Annotated in this window: 24 protein-coding genes; 17 read left to right on the top strand and 7 right to left on the bottom strand. The window is 72.5% G+C overall.

Annotated elements, in window-relative coordinates; translation table 11 throughout:
- Positions 1–36: 36 nt before the first annotated feature.
- Positions 37–1167, bottom strand: coding sequence for a cell division protein ZapE (zapE, locus tag ABEA26_RS12575; RefSeq protein WP_345591969.1), 1131 nt, complete (start codon positions 1165–1167; stop codon positions 37–39).
- A gap of 297 nt (positions 1168–1464) precedes the next feature.
- Here zapE and ABEA26_RS12570 point away from each other — a divergent pair, with 297 nt between their 5' ends.
- The 8 genes from ABEA26_RS12570 (at position 1465) to ABEA26_RS12530 (ending at position 9007) form a co-directional block, all read left to right on the top strand.
- Positions 1465–2268 carry a pyrimidine reductase family protein gene (locus ABEA26_RS12570; protein WP_345591968.1) on the top strand — a complete coding sequence of 268 codons (804 nt, stop codon included), beginning with the start codon at positions 1465–1467 and terminating at the stop codon, positions 2266–2268.
- A gap of 154 nt (positions 2269–2422) precedes the next feature.
- A complete protein-coding gene (locus ABEA26_RS12565; RefSeq protein ID WP_345591967.1) occupies positions 2423–2896 on the top strand; it encodes an indole-3-glycerol phosphate synthase in 474 nt (157 codons plus the stop codon).
- Between the two features lie 148 nt (positions 2897–3044).
- On the top strand, positions 3045–4427 hold the full coding sequence (gene murC, locus ABEA26_RS12560) for a UDP-N-acetylmuramate--L-alanine ligase (RefSeq protein WP_345591965.1): 1383 nt from the start codon (positions 3045–3047) through the stop codon (positions 4425–4427).
- A gap of 30 nt (positions 4428–4457) precedes the next feature.
- Positions 4458–4865, top strand: a complete 408-nt coding sequence (gene msrB, locus ABEA26_RS12555; RefSeq protein WP_345591963.1) for a peptide-methionine (R)-S-oxide reductase MsrB — start codon at positions 4458–4460, stop codon at positions 4863–4865.
- 482 nt (positions 4866–5347) lie between these two features.
- A complete protein-coding gene (locus tag ABEA26_RS12545; protein WP_345591961.1) occupies positions 5348–6559 on the top strand; it encodes an ABC transporter ATP-binding protein in 1212 nt (403 codons plus the stop codon).
- The gene (locus ABEA26_RS12540; RefSeq protein ID WP_345591960.1) at positions 6556–7296 is read left to right on the top strand and encodes an ABC transporter permease; all 741 of its coding nucleotides are present in this window, start codon (positions 6556–6558) and stop codon (positions 7294–7296) included. The genes ABEA26_RS12545 and ABEA26_RS12540 overlap by 4 nt, the downstream gene beginning before the upstream one ends.
- Positions 7293–7958 (top strand): ABC transporter permease, encoded by a 666-nt coding sequence (locus ABEA26_RS12535; RefSeq protein WP_345591959.1) that lies wholly within the window; start codon positions 7293–7295, stop codon positions 7956–7958. Before ABEA26_RS12540 ends, ABEA26_RS12535 begins: the two co-directional genes overlap by 4 nt.
- Positions 7959–8047: 89 nt before the next feature.
- Entirely contained in the window at positions 8048–9007 is a 960-nt protein-coding gene (locus tag ABEA26_RS12530) for an ABC transporter substrate-binding protein (RefSeq protein WP_345591957.1), read from the top strand.
- A 120-nt stretch (positions 9008–9127) separates the two neighbouring features.
- On the opposite strand, the gene ABEA26_RS12525 is transcribed toward ABEA26_RS12530, so the two are convergent.
- From ABEA26_RS12525 to ABEA26_RS12505, 5 genes are all read right to left on the bottom strand, one after another.
- On the bottom strand, positions 9128–9742 hold the full coding sequence (locus tag ABEA26_RS12525) for a GTP-binding protein (RefSeq protein WP_345591955.1): 615 nt from the start codon (positions 9740–9742) through the stop codon (positions 9128–9130).
- The gene (locus tag ABEA26_RS12520) at positions 9729–10088 is read right to left on the bottom strand and encodes a DUF742 domain-containing protein (RefSeq protein ID WP_345591954.1); all 360 of its coding nucleotides are present in this window, start codon (positions 10086–10088) and stop codon (positions 9729–9731) included. Before ABEA26_RS12520 ends, ABEA26_RS12525 begins: the two co-directional genes overlap by 14 nt.
- Before the next feature lies 1 nt (position 10089).
- Entirely contained in the window at positions 10090–10509 is a 420-nt protein-coding gene (locus tag ABEA26_RS12515; RefSeq protein WP_345591952.1) for a roadblock/LC7 domain-containing protein, read from the bottom strand.
- Positions 10506–12974: a sensor histidine kinase gene (locus ABEA26_RS12510; protein ID WP_345591950.1), complete on the bottom strand. Its 2469-nt coding sequence runs from the start codon at positions 12972–12974 to the stop codon at positions 10506–10508. The genes ABEA26_RS12515 and ABEA26_RS12510 overlap by 4 nt, the downstream gene beginning before the upstream one ends.
- Positions 12975–13066: 92 nt before the next feature.
- Positions 13067–14077 (bottom strand): substrate-binding domain-containing protein, encoded by a 1011-nt coding sequence (locus tag ABEA26_RS12505; protein ID WP_345591949.1) that lies wholly within the window; start codon positions 14075–14077, stop codon positions 13067–13069.
- Positions 14078–14553: 476 nt separating this feature from the next.
- On the opposite strand from ABEA26_RS12505, the gene ABEA26_RS12500 reads away from it, so the two are divergent.
- From ABEA26_RS12500 to ABEA26_RS12475, 6 genes are all read left to right on the top strand, one after another.
- Positions 14554–15201, top strand: coding sequence for a ScbR family autoregulator-binding transcription factor (locus ABEA26_RS12500; RefSeq protein ID WP_345591948.1), 648 nt, complete (start codon positions 14554–14556; stop codon positions 15199–15201).
- Positions 15202–15276: 75 nt separating this feature from the next.
- A complete protein-coding gene (locus ABEA26_RS12495; protein ID WP_345591947.1) occupies positions 15277–16548 on the top strand; it encodes a damage-control phosphatase ARMT1 family protein in 1272 nt (423 codons plus the stop codon).
- A 152-nt stretch (positions 16549–16700) separates the two neighbouring features.
- The gene (gene cyc2 / locus ABEA26_RS12490) at positions 16701–18884 is read left to right on the top strand and encodes a germacradienol/geosmin synthase Cyc2 (RefSeq protein ID WP_345591946.1); all 2184 of its coding nucleotides are present in this window, start codon (positions 16701–16703) and stop codon (positions 18882–18884) included.
- A gap of 75 nt (positions 18885–18959) precedes the next feature.
- The gene (locus ABEA26_RS12485) at positions 18960–19562 is read left to right on the top strand and encodes a PDZ domain-containing protein (protein WP_345591945.1); all 603 of its coding nucleotides are present in this window, start codon (positions 18960–18962) and stop codon (positions 19560–19562) included.
- Between the two features lie 238 nt (positions 19563–19800).
- Complete coding sequence (locus ABEA26_RS12480) at positions 19801–20931, top strand: aminopeptidase P family protein (protein WP_345591943.1); 1131 nt, start codon at positions 19801–19803, stop codon at positions 20929–20931.
- A gap of 73 nt (positions 20932–21004) precedes the next feature.
- The gene (locus tag ABEA26_RS12475) at positions 21005–21985 is read left to right on the top strand and encodes an aminoglycoside phosphotransferase family protein (RefSeq protein ID WP_345591941.1); all 981 of its coding nucleotides are present in this window, start codon (positions 21005–21007) and stop codon (positions 21983–21985) included.
- 38 nt (positions 21986–22023) lie between these two features.
- Here the strand turns inward: ABEA26_RS12475 and treZ are convergent, their stop codons facing one another.
- Positions 22024–23769 carry a malto-oligosyltrehalose trehalohydrolase gene (gene treZ / locus ABEA26_RS12470; RefSeq protein ID WP_345591940.1) on the bottom strand — a complete coding sequence of 582 codons (1746 nt, stop codon included), beginning with the start codon at positions 23767–23769 and terminating at the stop codon, positions 22024–22026.
- A 196-nt stretch (positions 23770–23965) separates the two neighbouring features.
- Here treZ and ABEA26_RS12465 point away from each other — a divergent pair, with 196 nt between their 5' ends.
- The 3 genes from ABEA26_RS12465 to ABEA26_RS12455 all read left to right on the top strand — a co-directional run bounded on the left by ABEA26_RS12465 (position 23966) and on the right by ABEA26_RS12455 (position 26526).
- A complete protein-coding gene (locus ABEA26_RS12465; protein ID WP_345591938.1) occupies positions 23966–24517 on the top strand; it encodes an FHA domain-containing protein in 552 nt (183 codons plus the stop codon).
- 213 nt (positions 24518–24730) lie between these two features.
- The gene (locus tag ABEA26_RS12460; RefSeq protein WP_345591936.1) at positions 24731–26056 is read left to right on the top strand and encodes a M14 family zinc carboxypeptidase; all 1326 of its coding nucleotides are present in this window, start codon (positions 24731–24733) and stop codon (positions 26054–26056) included.
- Complete coding sequence (locus tag ABEA26_RS12455; protein ID WP_345591934.1) at positions 26053–26526, top strand: SSI family serine proteinase inhibitor; 474 nt, start codon at positions 26053–26055, stop codon at positions 26524–26526. The genes ABEA26_RS12460 and ABEA26_RS12455 overlap by 4 nt, the downstream gene beginning before the upstream one ends.
- The last annotated feature ends 9 nt before the right edge of the window (positions 26527–26535 follow it).

Below are 26535 nucleotides of genomic sequence, written 5' to 3'. Positions count from 1 at the left end.
CGAAAAGTGTGCTCGGTTGGCGGGAACGGACTCGTCTCAGGGCGTGTCGACGAGCCGCGCCGCGTCCCGGGCCAGGGCGGTGAGCCGGGAGATCGCACGGAAGTACTTCTTGCGGTACCCGCCCTTCAGCATCTCCTCGCTGAAGAGCCGGTCGAAGGGGAGACCGGAGGCCAGGACGGGCACCTCACGGTCGTAGAGCCGGTCCGCGAGGACCACGAGGCGGAGTGCCGTCGACTGGTCCGGTACCGGGCTTACCCCGGTGAGGCACACGGCCGCGACGCCGTCGGTCAGGGCGCCGTAGCGGCTGGGGTGGACGCGGGCGAGGTGGTCGAGGAGCGCGGGGAAGTCGTCCAGGGAAGCGCCCTCGGCGGCCTGCGCCGCGCGGGTCACCTGCTCGTCGGAGTACGGCGCCGGCGCCTCGGGCAGGCCGCGGTGGCGGTAGTCCTCGCCGTCGATGCGCAGGGCGCGGAAGTGGGCTGACAGACCCTGGATCTCGCGCAGGAAGTCGACCGATGCGAAGCGGCCCTCGCCGAGCTTGCCCGGCAGCGTGTTGGAGGTGGCGGCGAGCGCCACGCCCGCCTCGACGAGCCGGGCGAGCAGGCTGGAGACGAGGACGGTGTCGCCGGGGTCGTCGAGCTCGAACTCGTCGATGCACAGGAGACGGTGCCCGGAGAGGGTCCGCACGGTCTGCTGGAAGCCGAGGGCGCCGACGAGGTTGGTCAGTTCCACGAAGGTGCCGAACGCCTTGCGGGAGGGTTCGGCGGGGGTGGCGTGCCACAGGGAGGCCAGCAGGTGGGTCTTGCCGACGCCGTAGCCGCCGTCCAGGTAGACGCCGCGGGGGCCGGCGGGGGGCTTGGGGGCCCTGCGGCGGCCGAGACCGAAGAAGCCTCGCCCGGCGGTGGCGGCGGGGGCTCCGCCCAGTCCGGTCGCGAAGTCCTCCAGGACCCGTACTGCCTCGCTCTGGCTGGACTGGTTCGGGTCCGGGATGTACGTACTGAAGCGGACCGAGTCGAAGCGGGGCGGGGGCACCATCTCGGCGACCAGGCGGTCCGCGGGGACGTGCGGTTCGCGGGCGCACAGGGACAGCGGGGCGGACGCGGACGCCGCCCCGGCTATCAGGGGGTGGCCGGAGGGGGCGGAACCGGGGGTGGGGGAGGAGGACGACACGGGGATCCATGGTAGGCCCTGTTCGGGGGCGGGTGTCGCTGTGCGGCTGTGCGGCTGTGCGGCTGTGCGGCTGTGCGGCTGTGCGGCTCGGTGGCGGAGTGGTGCGGCTGTGCGGTGGGCCGATCGTGTGGGCGCCCGGCGTCGCTGTGGGGGTGGGGTGGGGTGCGAGGCCCGGCGTCGCGGGGTGCCGCCGCGCCCACCCGTGCCGCCCCTGGCGGCACGATTGCCCGCGGCCGGGTGGGTTGGCGGCTGGGCGGTTGGGCGGCTCGGGGGCGGGTGCGTGGAACACTGCACGGCATGCGACGCCTGTTCCCTGTGCTCCCTGTGCCTACTGTGACCGATCAGACAGCCGGCCCGGACCTCGACGCCACCGACCGGGAGTGGAGCCTCGCCGAGCTGGCCGCGGCCTACGCCTACCCCGAGCCGGACGGTCGGCCGAGGGCCTGGCTACGGGCGAACATGGTCTCCACCCTCGACGGGGCCGCACAGCACGACGGCCGCTCCCAGCCCATCTCCAGCGCGGCCGACATGCGCGTCTTCGGCACCCTGCGCTCCCTGGCGGACGTGGTGATCGCCGGCGCCGAGACCGTACGCCAGGAGGGGTACCGTCCGGCACGCTCGCGTGCGGAGTTCGCCGAGCTGCGGCGGGCTGCGGGGCAGAGTCCCGCGCCGGCGATCGCGGTGGTCAGCGCGAGCCTGGAGCTGGACTTCTCCCTGCCGCTGTTCACCTCGCCCGTGGTGCCCACGCTGATCCTGACCGGCGCGGCCGCGGCCCCGGACCGGATCACGGCCGCCGAGAGGGCCGGCGCCCGGGTGGTGATCGCGGGTGACGGCGTCGGCGTGGACCCCGCCCGCGCCGTCGAGGCGCTCGCCGGGCTCGGTCACACCCGGCTGCTGACCGAGGGCGGTCCGCGACTGCTGGGACAGTTCGTCACGGCCGGGGTGCTCGACGAGCTGTGCCTGACCGTCTCGCCGATGCTCACCGCGGGTGACGCGCAGCGGATCGCGGGCGGGCCCTCGGTCGACGTGCCGCGGCGGTTCGCGCTGGCGTCCCTGCTGGAGGAGGAGGGCTTCCTCTTCGGTCGCTACCGGCGTGACTGAGGGAATCGACGGCATCTCCCGTTCCGCTTGGCCCGCGCCGGGCACACTGAATCAGGCAGTACCTGCGCGATCACGGGGCAGGATGGTTTCCGCAGGGTCCGGTACGGCCTACGGAGGGTGGGCCCGCGGGCCCTCGAAGGAGAAGGGGCGCCTGGTGTTCACAAGCGTTTTGATGATCGAGAAGGCCCTGACGTCCGCCGACGTGGAGTTCGTCACCACCTTGCACGGGGAGGAGCCGGTCGCCTTCCACGTGCTGCTCCAGCCGCGCGGCGATCAGGCGGACAGACTGCTGCGGGCCATCGACGACGTCGCGCTCGGCGAGCTCGACGACGCCGTACGGGAAGGAGAGACGCCCGAGGGCGAGGAGGCGCAGAGCGTAGGGCAGCGGGCACTGGGAGTGTCCCTCACCGCGCTGCGCGCGTCCGGGGCGGAGGCCGAAGGCCGCCTGATCGAGGACCACCCGCTCGAGGAGCTCAGAGCCCTGGTCCTGGAGACCGGTGCCGACGAGGTGATCGTCCTGACCGATCCGCACTACGTGGAGGAGTTCTTCCACCGGGACTGGGCCTCGCGCGCCCGCCACAAGGTCGGCGTACCGGTCCTGAAACTGTTCTCCCACAGCAAGGCATAGGCTGGGCCTCGCACTCCGGGGCCCGTGCCCGGGGCGCGCCCGCCGGCGGACACCGGCGGCAGACAGCGTCAGCCGGACACCCCCGGCAGACGTGATGAGCAGGCACCACCTGTCGTACCACCCGTCGCACCTCTGGGGAGAACAGCGCATGGCACCCGGCCTTCCTACCGCCATGGACCGACCGCACTTCATCGGCATCGGCGGCGCCGGAATGTCGGGCATCGCCAAGATCCTCGCCCAGCGCGGCGCCGAGGTGGCGGGCAGCGACGCCCGGGAGTCCGCGACCGCCGAGGCCCTGCGCGCGCTCGGCGCGACCGTGCACATCGGGCACGCGGCGGAGCACCTCGCCGACGACGCGAGCTGCGTGGTCGTGTCGTCGGCGATCCGTGAGGACAACCCGGAGCTGGTTCGCGCGGCCGAACGCGGCATCCCGGTCGTGCACCGCTCCGACGCCCTCGCCGCGCTGATGAACGGACTGCGCCCGATCGCGGTGGCCGGCACGCACGGCAAGACCACCACCACCTCCATGCTGGCCGTCTCCCTGTCCGAGCTGGGCCTGAACCCCTCGTACGCCATCGGCGGCGACCTGGACGCGCCCGGCTCCAACGCCCTGCACGGCGACGGCGAGATCTTCGTCGCCGAGGCGGACGAAAGCGACCGCAGCTTCCACAAGTACGCGCCCGAGGTCGCCATCGTCCTCAACGTCGAACTCGACCACCACGCCAACTACGCGTCGATGGACGAGATCTACGAGTCCTTCGAGACCTTCGCCGACAAGATCGTCCCCGGCGGCGCCCTGGTGGTCGCGGCCGACCAGGAGGGTGCCCGGGAGCTGACGCGTCGCCTGGCCGGCTCGGTGCGGACGGTGACGTACGGAGAGTCCGAGGACGCCGACGTGCGGATCCTGTCGGTCGTCCCGCAGGGGCTGAAGAGCGAGGTCACGGTGGTGGTGGACGGCACAGAGCTGACCTTCGCGGTCTCCGTCCCCGGCCGCCATTACGCCCACAACGCGGTCGCCGCCCTCGCGGCGGGTGCGGCCCTGGGTATCCCGGCCGCCGAGCTGGCCCCCGCGCTGGCCGCCTACACGGGCGTCAAGCGTCGCCTCCAGCTCAAGGGCGAGGCGGCCGGCGTCCAGGTCGTCGACTCCTACGCGCACCACCCCACCGAGATGACGGCGGACCTGGAGGCCATGCGCGCCGCGGTCGGCGACGCCCGCATCCTGGTCCTCTTCCAGCCCCACCTCTTCTCCCGCACCCAGGAGCTGGGCAAGGAGATGGGCCAGGCGCTGGCGCTGGCGGACGCGTCGGTCGTCCTCGACATCTACCCGGCCCGTGAGGACCCGATCCCGGGCATCACCAGCGAGCTGATCATCGAGGCGGCCCGGGCCGCGGGCGCGGACGTCACGCCCGTCCACGACAAGGCCGGCGCGCCCGCGGTGATCGCGGGAATGGCGAAGGCCGGTGATCTCGTTCTCACCATGGGCGCGGGCGACGTCACCGACCTCGGACCGCGCATCCTGGACGAGCTGTAGAGCAACGAACTTGTAAGGGGCTGAGGACTCATGTCGTACGACGTCGAGAAGCCGGACGAGCAGTGGCGCGCGGAACTGGCACCGGCCGAGTACGCCGTGCTGCGCCAGGCCGGCACGGAACCCGCTTTCACCGGTGAGTACACCGACACCAAGACCGAGGGCGTCTACTCCTGCCGCGCCTGCGGTGCGGACCTGTTCACCTCCACCACCAAGTTCGAGTCGCACTGCGGCTGGCCGTCCTTCTTCGACCCGAAGGACACCGACGCGGTCGAGCTGATCGAGGACCGGTCGCACGGAATGGTCCGCACGGAGGTGCGGTGCGCCCGGTGCGGATCGCACCTCGGGCACGTGTTCAAGGGCGAGGGGTATGCGACCCCGACCGACCAGAGGTACTGCATCAACAGCATCTCGCTGCGGCTGGCGCCCACGGAGGGCTGAACCCGCGGCTCGGAGCGCGCGCGACCGGGAGCGGATCCGTTCCCGGTCGGCCACCGGAATGCCCAGGGCGCCGGTACCTGACGTGCGGCCTCCGGTCGTGACCCGGTACTCCTCGCAGAAGTCGTGCACTTCACGCAACTCGGGCCTGTTGGACCGGTCTTCACACCGGTCCAGCCGGGACGCCTGGCCGTCGGGCCGGAACGGGCTGAAGCGCGCCGACCTCACGCGGCCACGCGAACACGGCGGCGGTGGCCTCATCGGGCATGCGCCCTCGAGGTCGGACACGATCGCCACGGCGGCTTCGCGATGGGCGCCGAGGGCGTCGCGTGGGCTGTGGCGCGCGAGGGCTGCCGGGGGTCATTTCGCGGCACAGGGCCACACACGGCCATCACGGTTCCGCGACACCGGACGTTTAGACTCTCCCGGCAACGACCGTAGCGACCTGGCCAGAACTTCCCGCCCACCCGAAGGGTATCGGCGTTTTGATACGGATGGAATCAGTCACCAAGCGGTACCCGGACGGCACCGTGGCGGTCGACCGGCTGTCGTTGGAAATCCCCGACCGCTCGATCACGGTCCTCGTCGGACCCTCGGGCTGCGGCAAGACGACGACCCTGAGGATGATCAACAGGATGGTCGAGCCCACCGAGGGCACCATCCGCCTCGACGGCGCGGACCTCCAGGGGCAGCCGCTCACCACGCTGCGCCGGTCGATGGGGTACGTCATCCAGAACGCCGGCCTCTTCCAGCACCGGACGATCATCGACAACATAGCCACCGTGCCCCGCATGATCGGGTGGGGCAGGCAGAAGTCCCGCGAACGTGCGGCGGAGCTGATGGAGCGGGTGGGGCTCGACGCCTCCCTCGGCAAGCGGTACCCGTACCAGCTCTCCGGCGGCCAGCAGCAGCGTGTCGGCGTGGCGCGGGCGCTCGCCGCCGATCCACCCGTACTGCTCATGGACGAGCCGTTCTCCGCCGTCGACCCCGTGGTCCGCAAGGGCCTCCAGGACGAACTCCTGCGCATCCAGGACGAGCTGGGCAAGACCATCGTCTTCGTCACGCACGACATCGACGAGGCCATCAAACTGGGCACCATGGTCGCGGTGATGCGCACCGGCGGCCGGCTCGCCCAGTTCGCGCCGCCCGCCGAGCTGCTGTCGAACCCGGCGGACGACTTCGTCGAGGACTTCCTCGGCGCCGACCGCGGTATCCGGCGGCTGTCCTTCTTCCCCTCCGCGGGCCTGGAGTTGACGACCGGTCCGGTCGTCCGTGTCGACGCCACGACCGAGCAGCTCACCGCGCCCGACCTCCCCTACCTGCTGGTGACCGACGCGGACGGCAGGCCGCTGGGCTGGGCCGAGCCGCGGGACCTGACCGCCGGGGACATCGCGGTGGAGGGGCTGCTGTCGTACGGGCGGCCGTTCGTACCCGGCACCGACTCGCTGCGGGCCGCCCTCGACTGCGCCGTGCTCTCACCCACCGGCTGGGCCGTCGCCGTGGACGCCGACGGGCGGGTGACGGGTGTCGTCTCCCAGCAGACCATCGGCGAGGCGATCCGTACGGCCCACGGCACCGGGGAACCCGCTGCCCCGCAGTCCACCGCCCCGCAGTCCACCGCCCCGCAGTCCGGCGGCGCACAGGCCGGCGACGGGCAGCCGTCGGGGTCGGCCGGCGTCACGAAGGTCGGCCCGTGAACGGCTTCTTCGACATCCCCAGCGACCTCGACAACACCTACTTCGGTCTGATCGGGCTGCACCTGCGCGAGGCGCTGCTGCCGGTCCTGGCCGGGCTGCTGCTCGCGCTGCCCATCGCCCAGCTCTGTGTGCGTTTCCGCTGGCTGTACCCGCCCGTTCTCGGCGTGACCACGGTGTTCTACGCCGTGCCGTCGCTGGCCGTCTTCGTCGTCCTCATCGACTACACCGGCCAGACCGAGCTGACGGTGATGATCCCGCTGGCCGTGTACAGCCTGGTCGTGCTCGTCCCGGCGATCGTCGACGGCGTACGGTCGGTGCCCCAGGAGACCCTGGCCGCCTCCACGGCCATGGGCTTCGGGCCCGTACGGCGCTACGTGCAGGTGCAGTTGCCGATCGCCGTGCCCGCGATCCTCGCAGGGCTCCGGGTGGCGGTGTCCTCCAGCATCTCCCTGGTCAGCGTCGGCGCCCTCATCGGCAACCAGGGCGCCCTCGGCAACCTGCTCGCGGACGCCCAGAAGTACGGCCGTCCCGAGCTGGCGGTGAACTCCGTCCTCACCACCGCCGTACTGGCGATCCTGTGCGACGCGGCCCTCGTCCTGGTCCGGAACCTGCTGACCCCCTGGATGCCGCGCGGCAAGCGGCAACGCCCGAAGGAGACCACTGTGCGACAGGCCGCCGCAGGACGGGCCGTCGCGCGGCAGGAGCGGCCCGAACCGGAGAAGGCGGCGACCCGGTGAACGTACTCGACTTCGCCAACGCGTTCTTCAGCGACGGTGCCCACTGGCACGGCTACGACGGCATTCCGCAGCGTCTGCTGGAGCACGTCCAGTACACGCTGATGGCCCTCGGCCTCGCCGCCGCGATCGGCCTGCCCGTCGGGCTGCTGACCGGGCACACCGGGCGCGGCGGAAACGCCGTCGCCCTCGTCGCCACCGCCGCCCGCGCCCTGCCCAGCTTCGGGCTGCTCGTGCTGATCGCCGTCACGGTCGGCATCGGCCTGCTGCCCGTGATGATCCCGCTGGTCGTGCTCGCGATCCCGCCGATCCTGGTGACCACCTACGAGGCGGTCCGCTCGGTCGACCCCTCCCCGGTGGACGCCGCGCGAGGCATGGGCATGCACGAGTCGGGCATCCTCTTCCGCGTCGAACTGCCGGTTGCCCTGCCTCTGGTCCTCAGCGGACTGCGCTCGGCCGCCATCCAGGTCGTGTCGACGGCGACCATCGCCGCGTACGTCAGTCTCGGCGGGATCGGCCGGTACATCATCGACGGGCTCTACCAGCGGAACTACGAGAAGGTGGTCGGCGGCGCCACCCTGGTGGCACTCCTGGCGCTCGTCACGCTCGGGGTGTTCTGGGCGGCGGAACGACTGACGGTGTCGCCGGGGGTGCGCAGGCGCTGAGACCGAAGACGGACTCGAACACAGTTGTGAAAGAAACCGTAACCAGGCCGTTCTTGACTGACCGACAAGTGGCTCGTTTGGATCGTTGGATGACTTCTACCGCGAAGAGCAGCAGGTCCAGGATGAGGCACACCGGCTCGGCGGCGGTCGCGCTCACCGCCGCTGCGGCGCTGCTCGCGGGCTGTTCCTCCTCCGACGACACGTCCGACAACCCCCTCGCCGGAGAGAAGGCGGAGGCCGGCACGGTCGTCGTCGGTTCGAACAACTTCGCCGAGAGCACCCTGCTCGCCGACATCTACGGCGAGGCCCTCAAGGCCAAGGGCCTCAAGGTCACCTACAAGCACAACATCGGCAGCCGCGAGACGACCTACGGCCTGATGAAGAACGGCTCGGTCACGGTGCTGCCGGAGTACAACGGCGCGCTGCTGGCCTACCTCGACCCCGATGCAGAACAGAAGTCCACCGAGGCGGTCAACACCGCGGCCAAGGCCAAGCTCGACAAGAAGCTGACGCTCCTTGAGTCGTCGCCGGCCGAGAACAAGGACTCGGTCAGCGTCAACGCGGAGACCGCGAAGAAGCACGGCCTCACCGCCGAGTCGACCCTCGCCGACCTCAAGGACATCGCGCCGGACCTGGTGATCGGCGGCTCGCCCGAGTTCCAGACCCGGCAGCAGGGGCTCAAGGGCCTGGAGTCCGTGTACGGCCTGAAGTTCGAGTCCTTCAAGGCGCTCGACGCGGGCGGCCCGCTGACCCAGTCGGCGCTGACCAAGAACACCGTGCAGGCGGCGGACATCTTCACCACGGACCCGACCATCATCAAGGAGAAGTTCGTCGTCCTGAAGGACCCGGAGAACCTCTTCGGGTACGCCAACGTCACACCGCTGGTCCACAAGGAGGGGCTGTCCCAGGAGGGCGTCGACACGCTGAACGAGGTCTCCGCCGAGCTGGACACGAAGACGCTCCTCGACCTGGACGCGCAGGTCCAGCTGGACAAGAAGGACCCCCTGGACGTGGCCAAGGAGTGGCTCGAGTCGGCAGGCCTGGTCTGACCGGGCCTGGTCTGACCGGTCGGAACCGGACCGGTCGGAACCGGACCGGTCGGAACCGGACCGGTCGGAACCGGACCGGTCAGGATTCTGACCGGTCCGGTTCCGACCGGCGTACGTCCCTCACGACGCCGCGGCCCCGGCCGCGGCGTCGATCAGCTGGTCGATCAGGGCGATGAGAACGTCGCGGCTGGAAGCCCGCTCCCGCGCGTCGCACAGCAGCACCTGAACGTGCGGCGGCAGCGCCAGCGCCTCCCGGATCTCGTCGGCCGGATACGGATGCCGCCCGTGGAAGCCGTTGACGCCCACGACGAACGGGATTCCCCGCCGCTCGAAGAAGTCGATGGCGGCGAAACTCGACTCGGGCCTGCGGACGTCGACCAGCACCACGGCTCCGAGAGCCCCGATCGACAGATCGTTCCACATGAACCAGAACCGTTGCTGACCCGGCGTGCCGAAGAGGTACAGCACCAGTTCCCGGCCGATGGTGATGCGCCCGAAGTCCAGGGCCACGGTCGTGGCCCGCTTCTCCTCGATGCCGGCGAGGTCGTCGACGTCCAGCCCCGCCGCGGTCAGCGGTTCCTCGGTGCGCAGCGGGGCGATCTCGCTGACCGACCCGACCATGGTGGTCTTGCCGACGCCGAAACCGCCGGCGATCAGGATCTTCACGGCGTCGGGGGCGGCAGCCGCCGGTGCGGTTGCGGCGGGCGCCGGAGTGGCGCGGTCAGAGCCGGCCAAGGCCGTCCCTCACTTTCTGCAGCAGGTCCAGGTCCGGGGTGGCGCGGGAGACGGGATGCGGCGGCCGGGCGGTGATCCGGCCGGCCTCCAGCAGATCCGACAGCAGGATGACGGTCACGCTCACAGACAGGTCGAGGCGGGCCGCCACCTCCGCCACGGCGAGCGGTTCGGCGCACAGCCGCAGGATCCGCAGGTGCTCGGGCTGCGGTCGCGCGGCCCGAGCGGGCTGCGGGTCCACCGCGGCCACCGTCGTGATGAGGGTGAAGTCGGCGCGGCTGGGCCGGGTCCGGCCGCCGGTCAGAGTGAACGGCCGTACGAGCCGGCCCTCCGCGTCGCCACCGGTCACGTCACTCGCCGGGGCCGGCGGTGGACCGCGGTGCCGCGCTCAAGTGCTCGCCGATCTTCTTCACCAGCATGTTCATCTGGTACGCGACCACACCGACGTCGGCGTTCGGGCCGGTGAGCACGACGAGGTGGGCACCGGGGCCCGCGGAGCTGAGGATCAGGTAGCTGTTGGCCATCTCGATGAGGGCCTGCCGCACCGGGCCGCCGCGGAAGTCCATGCTGACGCCCTTGCTGAGGCTCATCAGACCCGACGCGGTCGCCGCCAGCCGCTCGGCGTCGTCGCGGGGGAAGCCGGTGGACTTGCTGACGACCAGTCCGTCCTCGGAGAGCACCACGGCCTGGTTCACGTCGGCGACCCGCTCCACGAGTCCGGTGAGCAGCTGGTCCAGCTCGGCGTGCGTGGCGGGGGAGGGTCGGGTCATCGCGTGTCCTTCGTGGGCGGTCGGTGGTCGGGGGTCGGAGTCGAGGGAGCGGTGGAGGAGAATGCCTGCTCGTCGGCATCCGTGCCCGTGCCCGTGCTGTCGGTATCGGCGGCCTGGGCCCGCAGCGTGCCGCGCTGGAAACCGGCGAGGGACGAGGCGGCGCGCTCGGCCGTGAAGTCGAGGTAGTCGTCGGGCCCGGCGTGCGTACCGTTCTGGCCGGCGACGGCGTCCTCGTCGCGCAGTTCGGCGGCCAGGCTGGTCTGCGGCACCCGGCGGGGCAGCGGGGTGGGGCCGTCCCGCTCGGTGGCGGACGCGCTCGCGGAGGAGATGCGGGCGGGAACGCCGACCCGGCTCGTGGGCACGGGCCGCACCGGCCCGACGGGCCGCTTCACGGGAACGGAACCCGCCTCGGACGCGGAAGGCGCGGAAGGCGCGGAAGGTACCGGCGGCGCGGGCGTGCCGGGCGCCCCGTGGTCCGCCGTACCGTCCGCGGCGTGGGCCGCACCGTGGGGCGCGTCGACCGGCTCGCGCACCACGACGTCGTGCGGGATCAGCACGATCGCCGTGGTCCCCCCGTACGGGGAGGAGCGCAGCGTGACGGTGATGCCGTGCCGGTGCGCGAGCCGGGCGACGACGAACATGCCGAGCCGCAGGTCGTCGGCGAGCGCGACCACGTCGAACTGCGGGGCCACCGCCAGGTGGGTGTTGAAGGAGGCGTAGTCCTCCTCCGACAGGCCGAGCCCGCGGTCCTCGATCTCGACGGCCAGGCCCTTGGCCACCATCGCCGCCCGCACCCCGACCGGGTTGGGCGCGGGGGAGTAGGCGGTCGCGTTGTCGATGAGCTCGGCGAGCAGGTGGATCACGTCGGCCACCGCGGGCGGCGCGAGCGCCACCTCCTCGTCGGTGTGCACTTCCACGCGCTGGTACTCGGCGACCTCTCCGACGGCGCTGCGCAGGATGTCGACCAGTGCGACGGGTTCGCGCCAGGTGCGTCTGGGCTGCTCGCCGCTGATGATGACGAGATTTTCCTCGTACCGGCGCAACTGGCTGGCGGTGGAGTCCAGTTCGTACAGGCCCTTGAGGATCTCCGGGTCGGTGTGCTCGCGCTCCAGCGCGTCCAGTTTGCCGAGTTGCATGTTGACGAGGTTCTGGCTCTGCCGGGCGATGCCGAGGATCACCTTCTGAAAGCCGCGCCGGGTGTCGGCGAGTTCGACGGCGGTGTGTACGGCGGTGCGCTGTGCCGTGTTGAACGCCTGTGCGACCTGGCCGAGTTCGTCCCGTCCGTAGTCCAGTGGCGGGGTCGCCGACTCCACGTCGACCTTCTCGCCCCGTTCCAGCCGGGCGACGACGTCGGGCAGCCGTTCCTCGGCCAGGCTCAGGGTGGCGAGCCGCAGTCCGCGCAGCCGCCGGGACAGCGAGCGGGTGATGCGCCAGGACATCACGACGCAGAGCACCAGGGCGACCAGGCCGCCCGCGCTGAGGGAGGCGGCCGTGATCAGCAGCCCGCGCGCCTCGTCGGCGCTGCGGTCGAGCAGCCCGTCGGTCTGCTGCCGGATCAGCGCCTCGTACTGGTCGGAGACCGTGTCCAGCGCGGCGGTCCAGCGCTGCCGCGAGTCCGGCAGGACGATCGTTCCGGCCCGGTCCCCGTCCTCGCCCCCGTCCGCCGCCCGGGCCGCGAGTACCTGGTCCTCGACGGCCTCCAGGGTCTGCCACTCCGCACTGGCGAGGACCCGCTCGGTCTGCGCCTTCGCGCTGCCGGTCAGAGACGGGACGATTTGGTCCCGGACGAGCCAGCGCCGGGTGTGGGCCAGCTGGGCGAACTGTGCCCACTGCTCCTCGTCCATCCGGCCGGAGGGCCAGGCGAGGGTGAGCCGGGCATTCTCCTGGGAGATCAGCTCCGCCGCGTGCTCGAGGGCGACCAGCGGCCCGGCCTGGGAGGTGAGGTCGCCGTCGTCGACCTGGGAGAGTTCCTGGAAGGCGTGGATCTGCTCGTCGATGATCGACGTGTACTGGTCGAGCGCCTGCTCGGGAGTGATGTCGCTGGGGTGGTCCACCTGGTTGCGGTAGTACTCCAGGCTGCCCACCGAGCCGAGCACCGAGTACAGCCGGTCCGAGACCCGGTCGGGCGCGCGCTCGATCGCGTCGGACTCGCCGACGAGCTGGGCGACCGCCCGGTCCGTCTTCCTCCGCTGGGCGTCCAGCTCCGCCCGGTCGCCGCCGGGTCCGGCCAGCCAGGCGGCCGACAGACTGCGCTCCTTCTGCAGCGCGAGCGCCGCCTCGGTTCCCATGGCCCCGGTGTCGCGGCTCAGCTCCGTCTGAGAGCTCAGCCGCAGACCCTCCGAGAACATCTGGATCGTCGTCACCCCCCACACGGCGGCGAGGGTGACGCCGGGGACCAGGGCCAGGAGGATCAGGGAGAGACGTATGGAGCCGAGGCGGCGCCGGGCATCTGTCCGTGCAGACATCGTCGTCCTAGGCGATCAGTGGGGGAGGGGGGCGGTTGTGCGCGGGAGGGGGCGCGGCCACGGGCGCCGGCGCCCGTGGTGACGGTGCCCGGTCAACGGGTGCCGCCCGCGGCGAACTCGGCGACCGCGTCGGCGTTCGTCCGGGTCACGAACGCGGGGCCGGTCAGTACGGGTGCCACTCCGCCACCGCTGACGTTGCCGTTGGTCCGGTACAGCCAGAGCGCGTCCACCGCGAGATAGCCCTGCAGGTACGGCTGCTGGTCCACCGCGAACTGCACGTCCCCTCGCTTGACGGCGGCGACGAGGTCCTTGTCGAGGTCGAACGTGGCGACGTGGGCCCTGCTGCCCGCCTCGTCGACCGACTCGACCGCGGTGAGGGCGAACGCCGCGCCGTTCATCACGACTTCGTCGATGCTGGAGTCCTGCCGCAGCCGTGCGGTGACGGCCGCGCCCACCGACTTCATGTCGGTGCCCTCGACGTAGAGCATCTCGGTCTCGCCCTTGAAGGTCTTCTTCACCCCGGCACAGCGGGCCTCCAGCGCGACGTTGCCCCGCTCGTGGATGACGCACAGGGCGTGCCGGGCCTCGAGGGAGGTCAGCTTGTCGCCGACGGCCCGGCCCGCGACGCTCTCGTCCTGTCCGAAGTAGCCCAGGAGCCCGGTGGCACGCCAGGCGTCGATGCCTGAGTTGAGGCCGACCACGGGAATGCCGGCCGCCTTGGCCTCGGCCACCGGCCCCTTCATCGCCTGCGGTTTGGCCAAGGTCACGGCGATGCCGTCGGCCTTGTCGCGGATCGCGTCCCGCACCAGGTCGGCCTGGTCGGCGGCGTCGGAGTCACCGGCGTACGTCAGGTCGATGCCGTCCTTGGTGGCCGCCGCCTCGGCGCCCTTGCGCACCCGGTCCCAGAAGGCGTCGCCCTCACCGCCGTGGGTGACCATGACGATCTTCATCCGGTCGGCGCCGGACCCGCCGCCGGCGTTCGCGGCCGAGTCCTCCGTCCCGCCGAGGGCCGAGCAGCCGGCCGCCAGCAGACAGACGGCCGCGGCGAGAACCGCGGCGCGCAGAGGTCCGGGGGAGTGGGTGGGCGGGGGAGATGTGCTCATGGGGGTTGGGGCACCTCGCTGTGCGGCCGAGCAGGAGGAACGGGACGAGGTGGACCGGAGCCGCGGGTCGGTGCGCCAGCCGGGTGTACATCGCCTGGCCGGAGCAAACAGTGTGTGACGGCCGGTAGTCAAGTGACCAGCGACCAGGTGTGAGTTGTCGGTGCCGCATCGTGATGAACGGAGACGGGGCGAGCGCGTGGGCGCGGGTCCACCGGCCTGTTGTTCCAGCGGCCGCGAAGCCGTCCGCGCGGCTCGAACCCGGTGTACGTCAACGGCCAGGAAACGACCGGACCGACCGGACCGACCGGACCGACCGGACCGACCGGCCGGCCGGGTCCGGACCATGTCGCGTGCGGGCGGCCAGGACCGCGGTCCGCAGGGCCGTAAGCGCGCTGATCTGACGGTAAGTTATCGTGTACAGGGGGTTAATGCAGGCAGCACGGCCTGTTGAGTTCCAGCCCAGGAGAGTTCAGCCGATGGCGAGGCAGCTACGCGCCGAGCAGACCCGCGCGACGATCCTCGGGGCTGCCGCCGACCTGTTCGACCGGCACGGCTACGAGTCGACCAGCCTGAGCGAGATCGTGGCCCACGCCGGAGTCACCAAGGGCGCCCTGTACTTCCACTTCGCGGCGAAGGAAGACCTCGCCAACGCCATCATGGAGATCCAGTCCAGGACCTCGCGCCGGCTGGCGACGGATCTGGACGGCCGGGGCTACACCGCCCTGGAGGCGCTGATGCGCCTCACGTTCGGCATGGCCCGGCTGTGCGAGGAGGGTCCGGTGCTGCGGGCCGGGCTGCGGCTCGCCACCGGGGGAGTGCCGGTACGGCCGCCGCTGCCGCACCCCTTCACCGAGTGGCGGGAGATAGCCTCCTCCCGTCTCCTGGCCGCCGTCGGGCAGTCCGACGTGCACCCGGACATCGACATCGACTCCGTCGCCCACACCCTCGTCTGCTCCATCGTCGGCACCCGCGTCGTGGGCGGCACCCTCGAACCGGCCGCGCGGCAGCCCCGCCGCCTGGCCGGCATGTGGTACATCCTGATCCGCGGCATGGTGCCGGTGACCCGGCGCGCCCGCTACCTCACCCTCGTGGCCCGCCTGGAACGGGACACGGGCGGGGTCTGACCCGAGGGGGCGACCCTCGCCGCCACCGGGCCGGCTCCGCCTTCCCGCCCTGGACCGCGCGATACGGTGAGGCGCATGCCCGACACCTCGTCCGAGCCCGCCCCCGTCATCATCGGCAACGAGCCCGGAGCCTTCCCCCACGGCGTGCTGGCCGAGCGGCATCCCGCCATCATCCGGCAGGTGCGGGATGCGTTCCCCTACGACCCCGAACGGCGACGCGCCCTCGACGCGCTCCTCGCGAGCTGTGCCGACGGCGTGATCGAGCCACTGCCGGTCGACGCCGACGCCCGCGACCGGCGCCGCTGGGCGGACTGGGGGATGGACGCGTACGCCGGCCGGTCCTGGTTCGACGTGCCCTGGCTGTGGGCGGAGAGCCACTTCTACCGGCGGCTCCTCGACGCCGTCGGCTACTTCGGCCCCGGCGTCTGGGAGGGCCTCGACCCCTTCCGGCCCGCCAAGCTCGCCGAGCTCGACGCGCCGGAGACGGACGAGGAACTCGCCGCGCTCGACGCCCTCGCCGATCTTCCCACCGACGAGCGGACCCGGGCCCTGCTGCACGGCTCGCTCTGGGGCAACCGCGCGGACCTCGGCTTCCGCCTCTCCGACAGCGGCCCCGGCACCGGCACCAAGGACCGGGTGCCGGCCCTGGTCACCGACGACAGCGACGTGCTCTGGTCCCTGCTCCCGCCCGCAGGGACGAGCGCCTCGGGCCGGAGCGCCTCCGGTCCGAGCGCCTCCGGCCCGAGCGCCGCAGGGACGAGCGCCACGGGCCCGACCACCTTGTGCCTCGTCGCCGACAACGCCGGCCGGGAACTCGTCCCCGACCTGCTCCTCGTCTCACACCTCCTCGGCCGGGGCCGCATCGACCGGGCGGTCCTGCACGTCAAGCCGTATCCGTACTACGTCTCCGACGCCACGCCCGCCGACGTGCTCGACGCGCTGCGCCGGCTCGGCGCGGCGGGCGGCGCGGCCGCCGTGTACGGCGACCGGCTGTGGACCGCCCTGACCGACGGCCGCGTCACCGTCCGCGCCCACCCCTTCTCCTGCGCCCCGCTGCCGTACGCGGACATGCCCGACGACCTGCGTGCGGAGTTCGCCGCGGCCACGGTCACCGTCCTCAAGGGCGACCTGAACTACCGCCGCCTGGTGGGCGACCGCTGGTGGTCGCCCACCACGTCCTTCGCCGACGCCACCGCTTACTTCCCGGGCCCCGTCGCCGCTCTGCGCACCCTGAAGTCGGACGTGATCACCGGTCTCACCGCGGACACGGAGGCCGCGCTGGTGGCGAACGGGGAACAGCGCTGGCGGACGAGCGGGACGCACGCCCTGATCCAGGTCAGGCGCTGAACGCCCGCATCGGAAGCGGCGAACCCCGTCCGCGCCCCCGCGCCCCGGAGGGCCGACCGGCAGAAGTTCCACGTTTCGCCCTGATTCACGCGATGGTGTGATCATGTCCCGGCCCGTGGATGTGCCCGGAGGGCCGTGGGTAGTGCCCGGCCATGACGCGACAGCCCTTCGAACTCCCGCACTTCTACCTGCCGCATCCCGCGCGGCTCAACCCACACCTCGACGAGGCCCGCGCCCATTCGACGACGTGGGCGCGCGAGATGGGCATGCTGGAGGGCTCCGGGGTCTGGGAGCAGTCCGACCTCGACGCACACGACTACGGCCTGCTCTGCGCCTACACCCACCCCGACTGCGACGGGCCGGCGCTCTCCCTCGTCACCGACTGGTACGTGTGGGTCTTCTTCTTCGACGACCACTTCCTGGAGAAGTTCAAACGCAGCCAGGACCGCGTGGGCGGCAAGGCACACCTCGACCGGCTCCCCCTGTTCATGCCGCTCGACCCCGCCGCCGACACGCCCGCCCCGGAGAACCCGGTCGAGGCCGGCCTCGCCGACCTCTGGAGGCGCACGGTGCCCGCGATGTCGGCCGACTGGCGCGGCCGTTTCGCCGTCGCCACCGAGCACCTGCTCAACGAGTCCCTGTGGGAGCTGTCCAACATCAACGAGGGACGCGTCGCCAACCCCGTCGAGTACATCGAGATGCGGCGCAAGGTCGGCGGCGCACCCTGGTCGGCCGGGCTCGTGGAGTACGCGACCGCCGAGGTGCCCTCCGCCGTCGCCGGCTCCAGGCCGCTGCGGGTGCTGATGGAGACGTTCTCCGACGCCGTGCACCTGCGCAACGACCTCTTCTCCTACCAGCGGGAGGTCGAGGACGAGGGCGAGCTGAGCAACGGCGTGCTGGTCCTGGAGACCTTCTTCGACTGCACCACCCAGGAGGCCGCCGAGCTGGTCAACGACGTCCTCACCTCCCGGCTGCACCAGTTCGAGCACACCGCGTTCACCGAGGTGCCCGCGGTGGCCCTGGAGAGCGGCCTGACCCCGGCCGAGGTCGCCGCCGTCGGGGCGTACGCGAAGGGCCTGCAGGACTGGCAGTCCGGCGGCCACGAATGGCACATGCGCTCCAGCCGCTACATGAACAAGGGGGCCCGGCCCACGGCCCCCTGGCAGGCGCTGACCGGCCCCGGTACCTCCGCCGCCGACGTCGGCGGGCTGCTCGCCGCGGCCGCCGCCGAGCGGGCGCGGCCCTACACGTACACGCCCTTCCAGAAGGTAGGCCCCTCGGTCATCCCCGAGATCCGCATGCCGTTCCCGCTGGAGCTGAGTCCCGCCCTGGACGGCGCCCGACAGCACCTGTTCGAGTGGTCCCACCGCATCGGGTTCCTCAGCGAAGGGGTGTGGGACGAGGACAAGCTCGCGAGCTGCGACCTGCCCCTGTGCGCCGCCGGCCTCGACCCGGACGCCACCCAGGACCAGCTGAACCTCGCCTCCGGCTGGCTGGCCTTCGGCACCTACGGCGACGACTACTACCCGCTCGTCTACGGCCACCGCCGCGACCTGGCCGCCGCCCGGGTGACCACGGCCCGGCTGTCGGCCTGCATGCCGCTGGACGCCGAGCCGGTCCCGCCGCCCGCCAACGCCATGGAACGCTCCCTGATCGACCTGTGGGCACGCACCACCGCGGGCATGACGCCCGAGGAGCGGCTCCCGTTGAAGACGGCCGTCGACAAGATGACCGAGGCCTGGGTGTGGGAGCTGGCCAACCAGATCCAGAACCGCGTCCCCGACCCGGTGGACTACCTGGAGATGCGGCGCGCCACCTTCGGCTCCGACCTCACCCTGGGCCTGTGCCGCGCCGGCCACGGCCCCGCCGTGCCGCCCGAGGTCTACCGCAGCGGTCCCGTCCGCTCCCTGGAGAACGCGGCGATCGACTACGCGTGCCTCCTCAACGACGTCTTCTCGTACCAGAAGGAGATCGAGTACGAGGGCGAGATCCACAACGCGGTCCTCGTCGTGCAGAACTTCTTCGGCGTCGACTATCCGACCGCGCTGCCCGTCGTCCAGGACCTGATGAACCAGCGCATGCGCCAGTTCGAGCACGTCGTCGCGCATGAACTCCCCGTCGTATACGACGATTTCCAGCTGTCGGACGAGGCGCGCGCCATCATGCAGGGGTATGTGACCGATCTGCAGAACTGGATGGCCGGCATCCTCAACTGGCACCGGGAGGTCCCGCGGTACAAGGCCGGGTACCTCGCCGGGCGCACCCACGGCTTCCTCCCGGACCGGATCCCGGCCGTGCCCGTCCCGAGGCGCACCGTTCTGTCCGCGCTCGGCTGACCCTCGGTCAGTCTCACTCTTTCGTGGCTCGTCACGCGCCGGTGCGCCGGGTAGAGCACCTGCCGGAGGCGAACCATGGAACAGACAGCGTTGCGACCCAAGCCGATGCCCGGTCAGGAGCCGGGGGCCGGCACCGCACCCGACACCACCCGGCGTCCGCAGGCCGGGGGCCGGCGCCGACGACGGGTCACCGCCCTGCTGCTGGTCGTGTGCGCCGCGACGGTCCTGCTCCTGGCGGGCGCGGGACTCGGCACGATGGGCGCCACGGTGATCGGCATGAGCAGACTCGCCGAACTGCAACGGCAGGCGGGGCCGTCGGGTGCGGCCGGAGAAGTGGCGGTGCCGAAGGGAGGCCGGGCCGCCCCGGAGCGTCCGCCGGCCGGCACGTCGTCGTCCCCGTCCCCGGTGCCGGCCGCCGCGACCCTCGGTGTGGAGGCCGTGGACGACGAGAAGCCGGGGGCCCTGGTCGTGGGAGTCCACGTGCCCGGCCCCGGATACGCGGCGGGCCTGGTCCGGGGCGACGTGCTCCTGGCGTTCGGTACGGCCCGGGTCGACTCGGCCGCCGACCTCGCCCGAGCCGTGGCCCGCGCCCGGCCGGGCAAGGAGGTCAAGGTCACCGTGCGTCGCGGTAGCGGCGGCTACCAGCAGCTGACGGCCGTACCGGGGGTCGTCACCTGACCGCACGGATGTGGCTCGTGAGCCGTCCCGTGCCGTCCGGCACGTGGTGGGCCGACCCGACCGGAGGCCTTGCCGTCCGCCGGCCGAGCGGCGCGACGAGGCAATCCGGGTGGGGCGGTCGGCAGGAGTCCGGCAACGGCGTGACGGTCGTTCCCTGCCGATCGGCTCGCGTCACCTCCTCGCCGGGGGCAGGATGCTGCCCGTAGCCCCTTCACTCTTGTCGCTCAGGGAGACCCGGATGACCGGCAGCGCGCCCACTGCTTCCTTCACCGCCGACGACTACCGGGCCCGCATGGAGCGCGCGGCTCGGGCGGCCGCCGACGCCGGGCTGGCCGGACTGCTGGTGGCGCCGGGCCCGGACCTCGTGTGGCTCACCGGCTACGCGCCCACCGCGGCCACCGAACGGCTCACTCTGCTCGTCCTCGCCGCCGGCCGCGACCCCGTCCTCGTCGTCCCGACACTGGAGGCGCCCGACGCGGAGAAGGCCGTCGGCGCGCCCGCCCTGACCCTGCGCGACTGGACCGACGGCAAGGACCCCTACGCCGCCACCGCCGCCCTCCTCGACGGCTCCGGACGGTTCGGCGTCAGCGACAACGCCTGGGCGATACACCTGCTGGCCCTGCAACGCACACTGCCCGACACCTCGTACGCCGCCCTCACCGAGGCGCTGCCCATGCTGCGCGCCGTCAAGGACACGGCGGAACTGGAGCTGCTGACGGCGGCGGGTGCGGCCGCGGACGCCGCCTTCGAGGAGATCCGCAAGGTGCCCTTCGGCGGGCGGCGGGAGTCCGACGTCGCCGCCGACCTCGCCGGACTGCTGCGGCGGTTCGGGCACTCCCAGGTGGACTTCACCATCGTCGCCTCCGGCCCCAACGGGGCCAACCCGCACCACGAGGTCGGCGACCGCGTCATCGGGGACGGCGACATGATCGTGCTCGACTTCGGCGGCCTGAAGGACGGCTACGGCTCCGACACCTCCCGCACCGTCCACGTGGGCGCGCCCACCGACGAGGAGCGCCGGGTGCACGACCTCGTCCGCGAGGCGCAGGAGGCGGGCTTCGGTGCGGTACGGCCCGGGGTGGCCTGCCAGGAGGTCGACCGGGCCGCCCGCGCGGTCATCGCCGGCGCCGGCTACGGCGAGTACTTCATCCACCGCACCGGGCACGGCATCGGCGTGACCACGCACGAGCCGCCGTACATGATCGAGGGCGAGGAGCAGCTCCTCGTGCCCGGCATGTGCTTCTCCGTCGAGCCCGGCGTCTATCTGCCCGGCCGGTTCGGGGTACGCATCGAGGACATCGTCACGGTCACCGAGGACGGCGGCCGGCGTCTCAACGACACGACCCGGGAGATGGTCATAGTGGAGTGAGCGGCGACGAAGAGCCCCGAACGCCCCGGCGGGCCCGAGCGCCCCGGCAGATGCGGAAGACGACGGCGCGACCATGACCCAGGCACCGACACCCACCGCGGACACCGTCCGCCGACTGGTCCGTTCCCTGCTGGGCGAGAGGGCGGAGGACGACGTACGGCCCGTCGCGCCGGGCGCCGGACCCGCCACCTGGTGGGTCGGCGACCGGCACGTGCTGCGCCTGGCCCCCGACCGCGGGGCCGCGGTACGGCAGCGGCGCGAGCTGCGCCTGCGCGAGCTGGTCCGCCCGTACGTCTCCGTCGCCGTGCCGACGAGCGTGGCGCACGGCGAGTGGGCACCGGGGCTGACCTACACGCTGGACGCCGGGGTGCCCGCCGGGCCGGGCGAGGGCCACGACGTGTCGGCCCTCGGCGAGGCGGACCTCGCGGCGATGCTCGCGGGGCTGCGCGAGGTCCCGGTCCGTCAGGCCGAGACTCTCGGCGTGCCCCGGTCCGCCCCGCGCACGCTGGAGACGCTGCGGCAGAGTGCCGAGCGGGCCGTCCGCCACCTCGCCGAGGCCGACGAGTTCGACGCCGCCCGGCCGGAGCGGCTCACCCGGGCCGCGACGGCTCAGCTCGGTGTGCAGCCCGGCGCGCCGGTCCTCGTCCACCACGGGCTGGCCGGTGAGCACCTCGTGGTCGGCGCCGACGGCCGGGTACGCGGTGTCCTCGGCTGGACCGAGGCGGTCCTCGGCGACCCGGCCGAGGACATTGCCGCACTCGCGCTCTGTGTCGGCTCGCCCGCCGCCGTCCGTGCCGCCACCCTCGCCGGTTACGGTGCCCGCCCCTGCCTGCGCGGCCTGTGGCTGGCCCGCTGCGACGCCCTCGTCCACCTCGCCGAAGCCCTCGCCGGCCGGTCCGCCGAACCCGTGTCCGTGCCGCCGCTGCTCCCGCCCCTGCTCCCGCCCCTGCTCCCGCCCCTGCTGAGGACCCGGTTGCGGCGCGCCTGGGAGCCGATCCTGCTGGAACGCGTGACGGAGCTGCGCGAGGACGGCACGGACGACACCCCGCCCTGAGCGCCCCTCACTCCTGCAGGAGTCACCTCCTGTACAAGTCACTCCTGCACGAGCACCACGCTCGACTCGCCCGGCACCCGCAACACCCCGTCCTCGCCCGGCGCCCGCACCGGCTCCCATGCGGCGAGCACGCGAGCGGGGCGGGTGCCCAGCGGGATCGCCGCCGGTTCGGAGTCCAGGTTGACGGCCACCCGGATGTCGCCGCGCCGGAAGGCCAGCCAGCGCGCCTCACCGTCGTACGCCACCCTGGTGTCGGCGAGGTCGGCGGCGGTCAGGTCCGGCTGCTCGCGGCGCAGGGCGATCAGCCGGCGGTACCAGGCCAGTACGCGCGCGTGCGGCTCGCGTTCCGGCTCGGACCAGTCGAGGCAGGAGCGCTCGCGTGTCGCCGGGTCCTGTGGGTCGGGCACGTCCTCCTCCTTCCAGCCGTGCGCGGCGAACTCGCGCCGCCTGCCGCCGCGGACCGCCTCGGCGAGTCCCGGGTCGGTGTGGTCGGTGAAGAACTGCCAGGGCGTGCCCGCCGCCCACTCCTCGCCCATGAACAGCATCGGTGTGAACGGCGCGGTCAGCGTCAGCGTGGCCGCGCAGGCCGCGAGACCGGGGGAGACGAGGGCGGCCAGGCGGTCGCCCTGGGCGCGGTTGCCGACCTGGTCGTGGGTCTGGCTGTAGCCGGTCAGCCGGTGCGCGGCGACCCGGCCGCGGTCCAGCGGCCGGCCGTGACGGCGGCCCCGGAAGCTGGAGTAGGTGCCGTCGTGGAAGTAGCCCCGCGTCAGCGTCTTGGCGAGCGCCGCCAGTGGAGCGTGCGCGAAGTCGGCGTAGTAGCCCTGAGACTCACCGGTCAGCGCGGTGTGCAGGGCGTGGTGGAAGTCGTCGTTCCACTGTGCGTGCACGCCCAGGCCGCCTTCCGCGCGCGGGGTGATGATCCGCGGGTCGTTGAGGTCGGACTCGGCGATCAGGAACAGCGGACGGGCCAGGTCGGCGGCGAGGCCGTCCACCGCGGTCGACAGTTCCTCCAGGAAGTGGCACGCGCGCGTGTCGGCCAGGGCGTGCACCGCGTCCAGGCGCAGTCCGTCGATCCGGTAGTCCCGTAGCCACGCCAGCGCGCTGTCCACCAGAAAGGCACGGACCTCGTCCGAGCCGGGAGCGTCGAGGTTGACGGCGACGCCCCAGGGTGTGTGGTGGGTGTCCGTGAAGTACGGGCCGAAGGCGGGCAGGTGGTTGCCGGACGGGCCCAGATGGTTGTGCACCACGTCCAGGACCACGCCCAGACCGTGTGCGTGGGCCCGGTCGACGAACCGTTTCAGCGCCTCGGGGCCGCCGTACGGCTCGTGCACGGCCCACAGCGAGACCCCCTCGTACCCCCAGCCGTGCCGACCGGGGAAGGGGCACAGCGGCATCAACTCCACGTGCGTGACGCCGAGGTCCGCCAGGTGGCCGAGCCGTTCGGCGGCGGCGTCGAGTGTGCCCTCGGACGTGTAGGTGCCCACGTGCAGCTCGTACAGGACGGCACCGGGCAGCGAGCGCCCGGCCCAGTCGGTACGCCACGCGTACCGTCCGTGGTCGACGACCGCACTCGGCCCGTCGGGTCCGTCCGGCTGCCGGCGCGACCGCGGGTCCGGCAGCACCGGTCCGTCGTCCACCGCGAAGCCGTACCGCGAGCCGTCACGCGCCTCGGCCGTGGCGCACCACCACCCCGGCCGCTCCGGATCGCGCTCCAAAGCGCGCGTGGCGCCGTCGCACTGCAACGTGACTCGGCCGGCCTGCGGTGCCCACACCTCGAACTGCACGGACGGTTCCCCTTCGTCTGCTCACCGTGATGTAGCCCGTCCATGGTCCTGCAAAAGTGATCTCCGCGCTGCTGAAAGTCCCCGTTTGCGGCGGGTGTCGTGCCGTGATCCGAGGGTGACGGCCGTGCCCGGCGCGCGTGGCGGCCGTTTTCCCGTTTTCTGGACACTCCGGCCCGGCTGACCGACAATCACCTGCGTGACGTCGTCCTTCGAGTTCAACACGTACCCCGCGCGGTTGTCCGACGCGGAGCGCGACAAGGCGCTGAACTTGCTCCGGGACGGCGTCGCCATGGGACGTCTGTCGCACGACACGTACATCCGCAGGATGGAGCTGGCGCTCGCCGCTCGCCGCCCGGACGAACTCGCCCCGCTCACCGCCGACCTCGCCACCGAGGGGCGGATGTCGCGGCTGGTGTTCGGCACCGTCGAGGCCGTGTCCGGGTTCGGCGTACGGCTGCGCAGGGCCTGGCAGGCCGAGCGGCTGCCCAAGCTGCTGCTGCCCCACTCCGGTGGCGGTCATCCGCTGCGTATAGGACGCGATCCGGCGAGCGGGCTGCGGCTGACCCACGAGACGGTCTCCCGCGTGCACGCCGAACTCAGCCGGCAGGGCGGCATGTGGGTGCTGCGGGACCTCGGTTCCACCAACGGCACCACGGTCAACGGACGGCGGGTCATCGGTGCGGCCGTCGTCCGCGAGGGTGACCAGATCGGCTTCGGCCAGATGGCCTTCCGCCTCGCGGTGAACTGAGCCGGAGGAAGGGACGGAGCACAGCTCTGGCCTGGGCTTCACCCGAAGTTGCGCATCACGACGGGGCGGCTGATAGGACAAACCCCTTTGCTTTTCATGGTGTTGACGTACCCCTGAAGTCGTGACTGACTGTGCGTACACCGCGCACGTCAGGTGAACCGACGGCCCGCATCGTGGAGGTGTGCCCTGCCGCCCCTCCTGTGCTATCCGACCGTGGACGAGCTGGGCGCCCGGGCCGCCGCACTCGTCACCCGCCACCCCGGGGACGCCCGGCTGCGCCGCGTCGGCACGTCCCGCTCGGGTGTCCCGCTGCTGCTGCTCTCCGTCGGCCACGGCAGCCGCCAGATCCTCGTTGTCGCCGGACCGCACGCCAACGAGCCCGTGGGCGGTGCCACCGCCCTGAGCCTGGCCGAGCGCGCTCTCGCCGACCCGCGTCTCACCCAGGGAGCCGACGCCACCTGGAACCTCCTGCTGTCCGTCGACCCCGACGGTCTGCGCCGCAACGAGGGCTGGCTGTCCGGCCCGTACACCCTCGGCCGCTACGCGCGGAACTTCTTCCGGCCCGGCTTCCTGGAACAGCCCGAGTGGCTGCCCGACGGCCCGGACCGCGCCGTGCTGCCGGAGACCCGCGCCCTGCTCACCCTTCAGGACGAACTGCGGCCCTTCCTGCAGTGCTCCCTGCACGGCGTCGACGTCGGCGGCGGCTTCGTCGAGGTGACCCACGAGCTGCCGGGCCTCGCCCAGCGCATCGCCCACACCGCGGCCCGGCTCGGCGTCCCCCGCGAACTCGGCGCCTACGACACCCTGTACTGGCCCGATCTCGGCCCCGCCGTCTACCACATCCCCTCGCCCCGCCGCGGGGACCTCACCGCGGCCATCACCGAGGCCGCCGTCGACTCGACGTGGTGCCACCCGCAGCGGTACGGCACGGTCACCGCGGTCGTCGAGGCGCCCATGTGGGGTGTCGCCGCCGTGGCGGACGGCTCGCCCCCGGCCGACCGGGACGGGGTGCTGCGCTCCGTGAGCCGCACCCTGCGGCACGACACCCAGCGCCTGCACCGCGTCCTCGCCCGGCTCCGCCCCCACCTCGCCACCGTGCCCGGGGCGGCACACCTCCTCGCACCGGTCGACGACTACCTGCTGGTCTGCCCCCGGCTGGCCGACGCCTGGGACCCCGACACCGACGATGGTTCGGGCCGCTCACTGCCGCCGATGAACACCGCCCACCTGGTCTCCCTGCGACTCGCCGGACGGCGCCTGTCCCTGCGGACCGCGGGGCTGCTGCACCAGCTGGTGACCCGTACCGGAGGCGATCAGGCGGGCGTGCTGCCCGAACTGGACCGGCTCGTCGACGAAGGCTGCGCCGACTACCGCGACGGCTGCGCGGCCCGCTGGATACCGGTCGCACGCCAGGTGGAGTACCAGACGCGGGTCGTACTCGCCGCCTTCGAACTGGCCGCGCGGCGCCCCACCGCGGGATCCCGTTCGGGTGAGCCGGGCTGGGGTTCCGAGGCCGCGGTGCCGATGCACCGGGAATGACCCACACCACCACCGCCCGGGCGGCACGCACCGCCCTCCTGGCAGCAGCCGCCCTCCTCCTCACCTGCGCCACCCCCGCACAGGCCGCCGCGGAGCGGAAACCGGCGAACGACTGGCTCCATCTCACCCTCACCCGGGGCGACGCCCAGCAGGACGTCCGGCCGGACGTCCTGCCCGGTACCCCGTCAGGTGACCACTCCGGCGCCACGCGCGACGCCCTGCTGCTGTGCCACCCGCCCCGCGGCCACGCCCACGCGGCCCGCGCCTGCGCGGAGCTCGACGCGGCCGGCGGCCGCATCGCCGACATCCCGCCGCGGGACACCCACTGCCCGATGATCTACGCCCCGGTGACCGCCCACGCGCACGGTCAGTGGCGGGACCGGCCGGTGGAGTACACGCAGACCTTCCCCAACCCGTGCGTGATGGCGGCGCGGACGGGGGCGGTGTTCGCGTGGGACACGGAGGGGTGAGCCGGGCGG

Origin of the sequence: Streptomyces marokkonensis (assembly GCF_039539045.1) — a bacterium.
Classification (GTDB): Bacteria; Actinomycetota; Actinomycetes; order Streptomycetales; family Streptomycetaceae; genus Streptomyces; species Streptomyces marokkonensis.
Note: the sequence above shows the minus strand (reverse complement) of the source record. Positions and strands in the feature narration are given on the sequence as shown.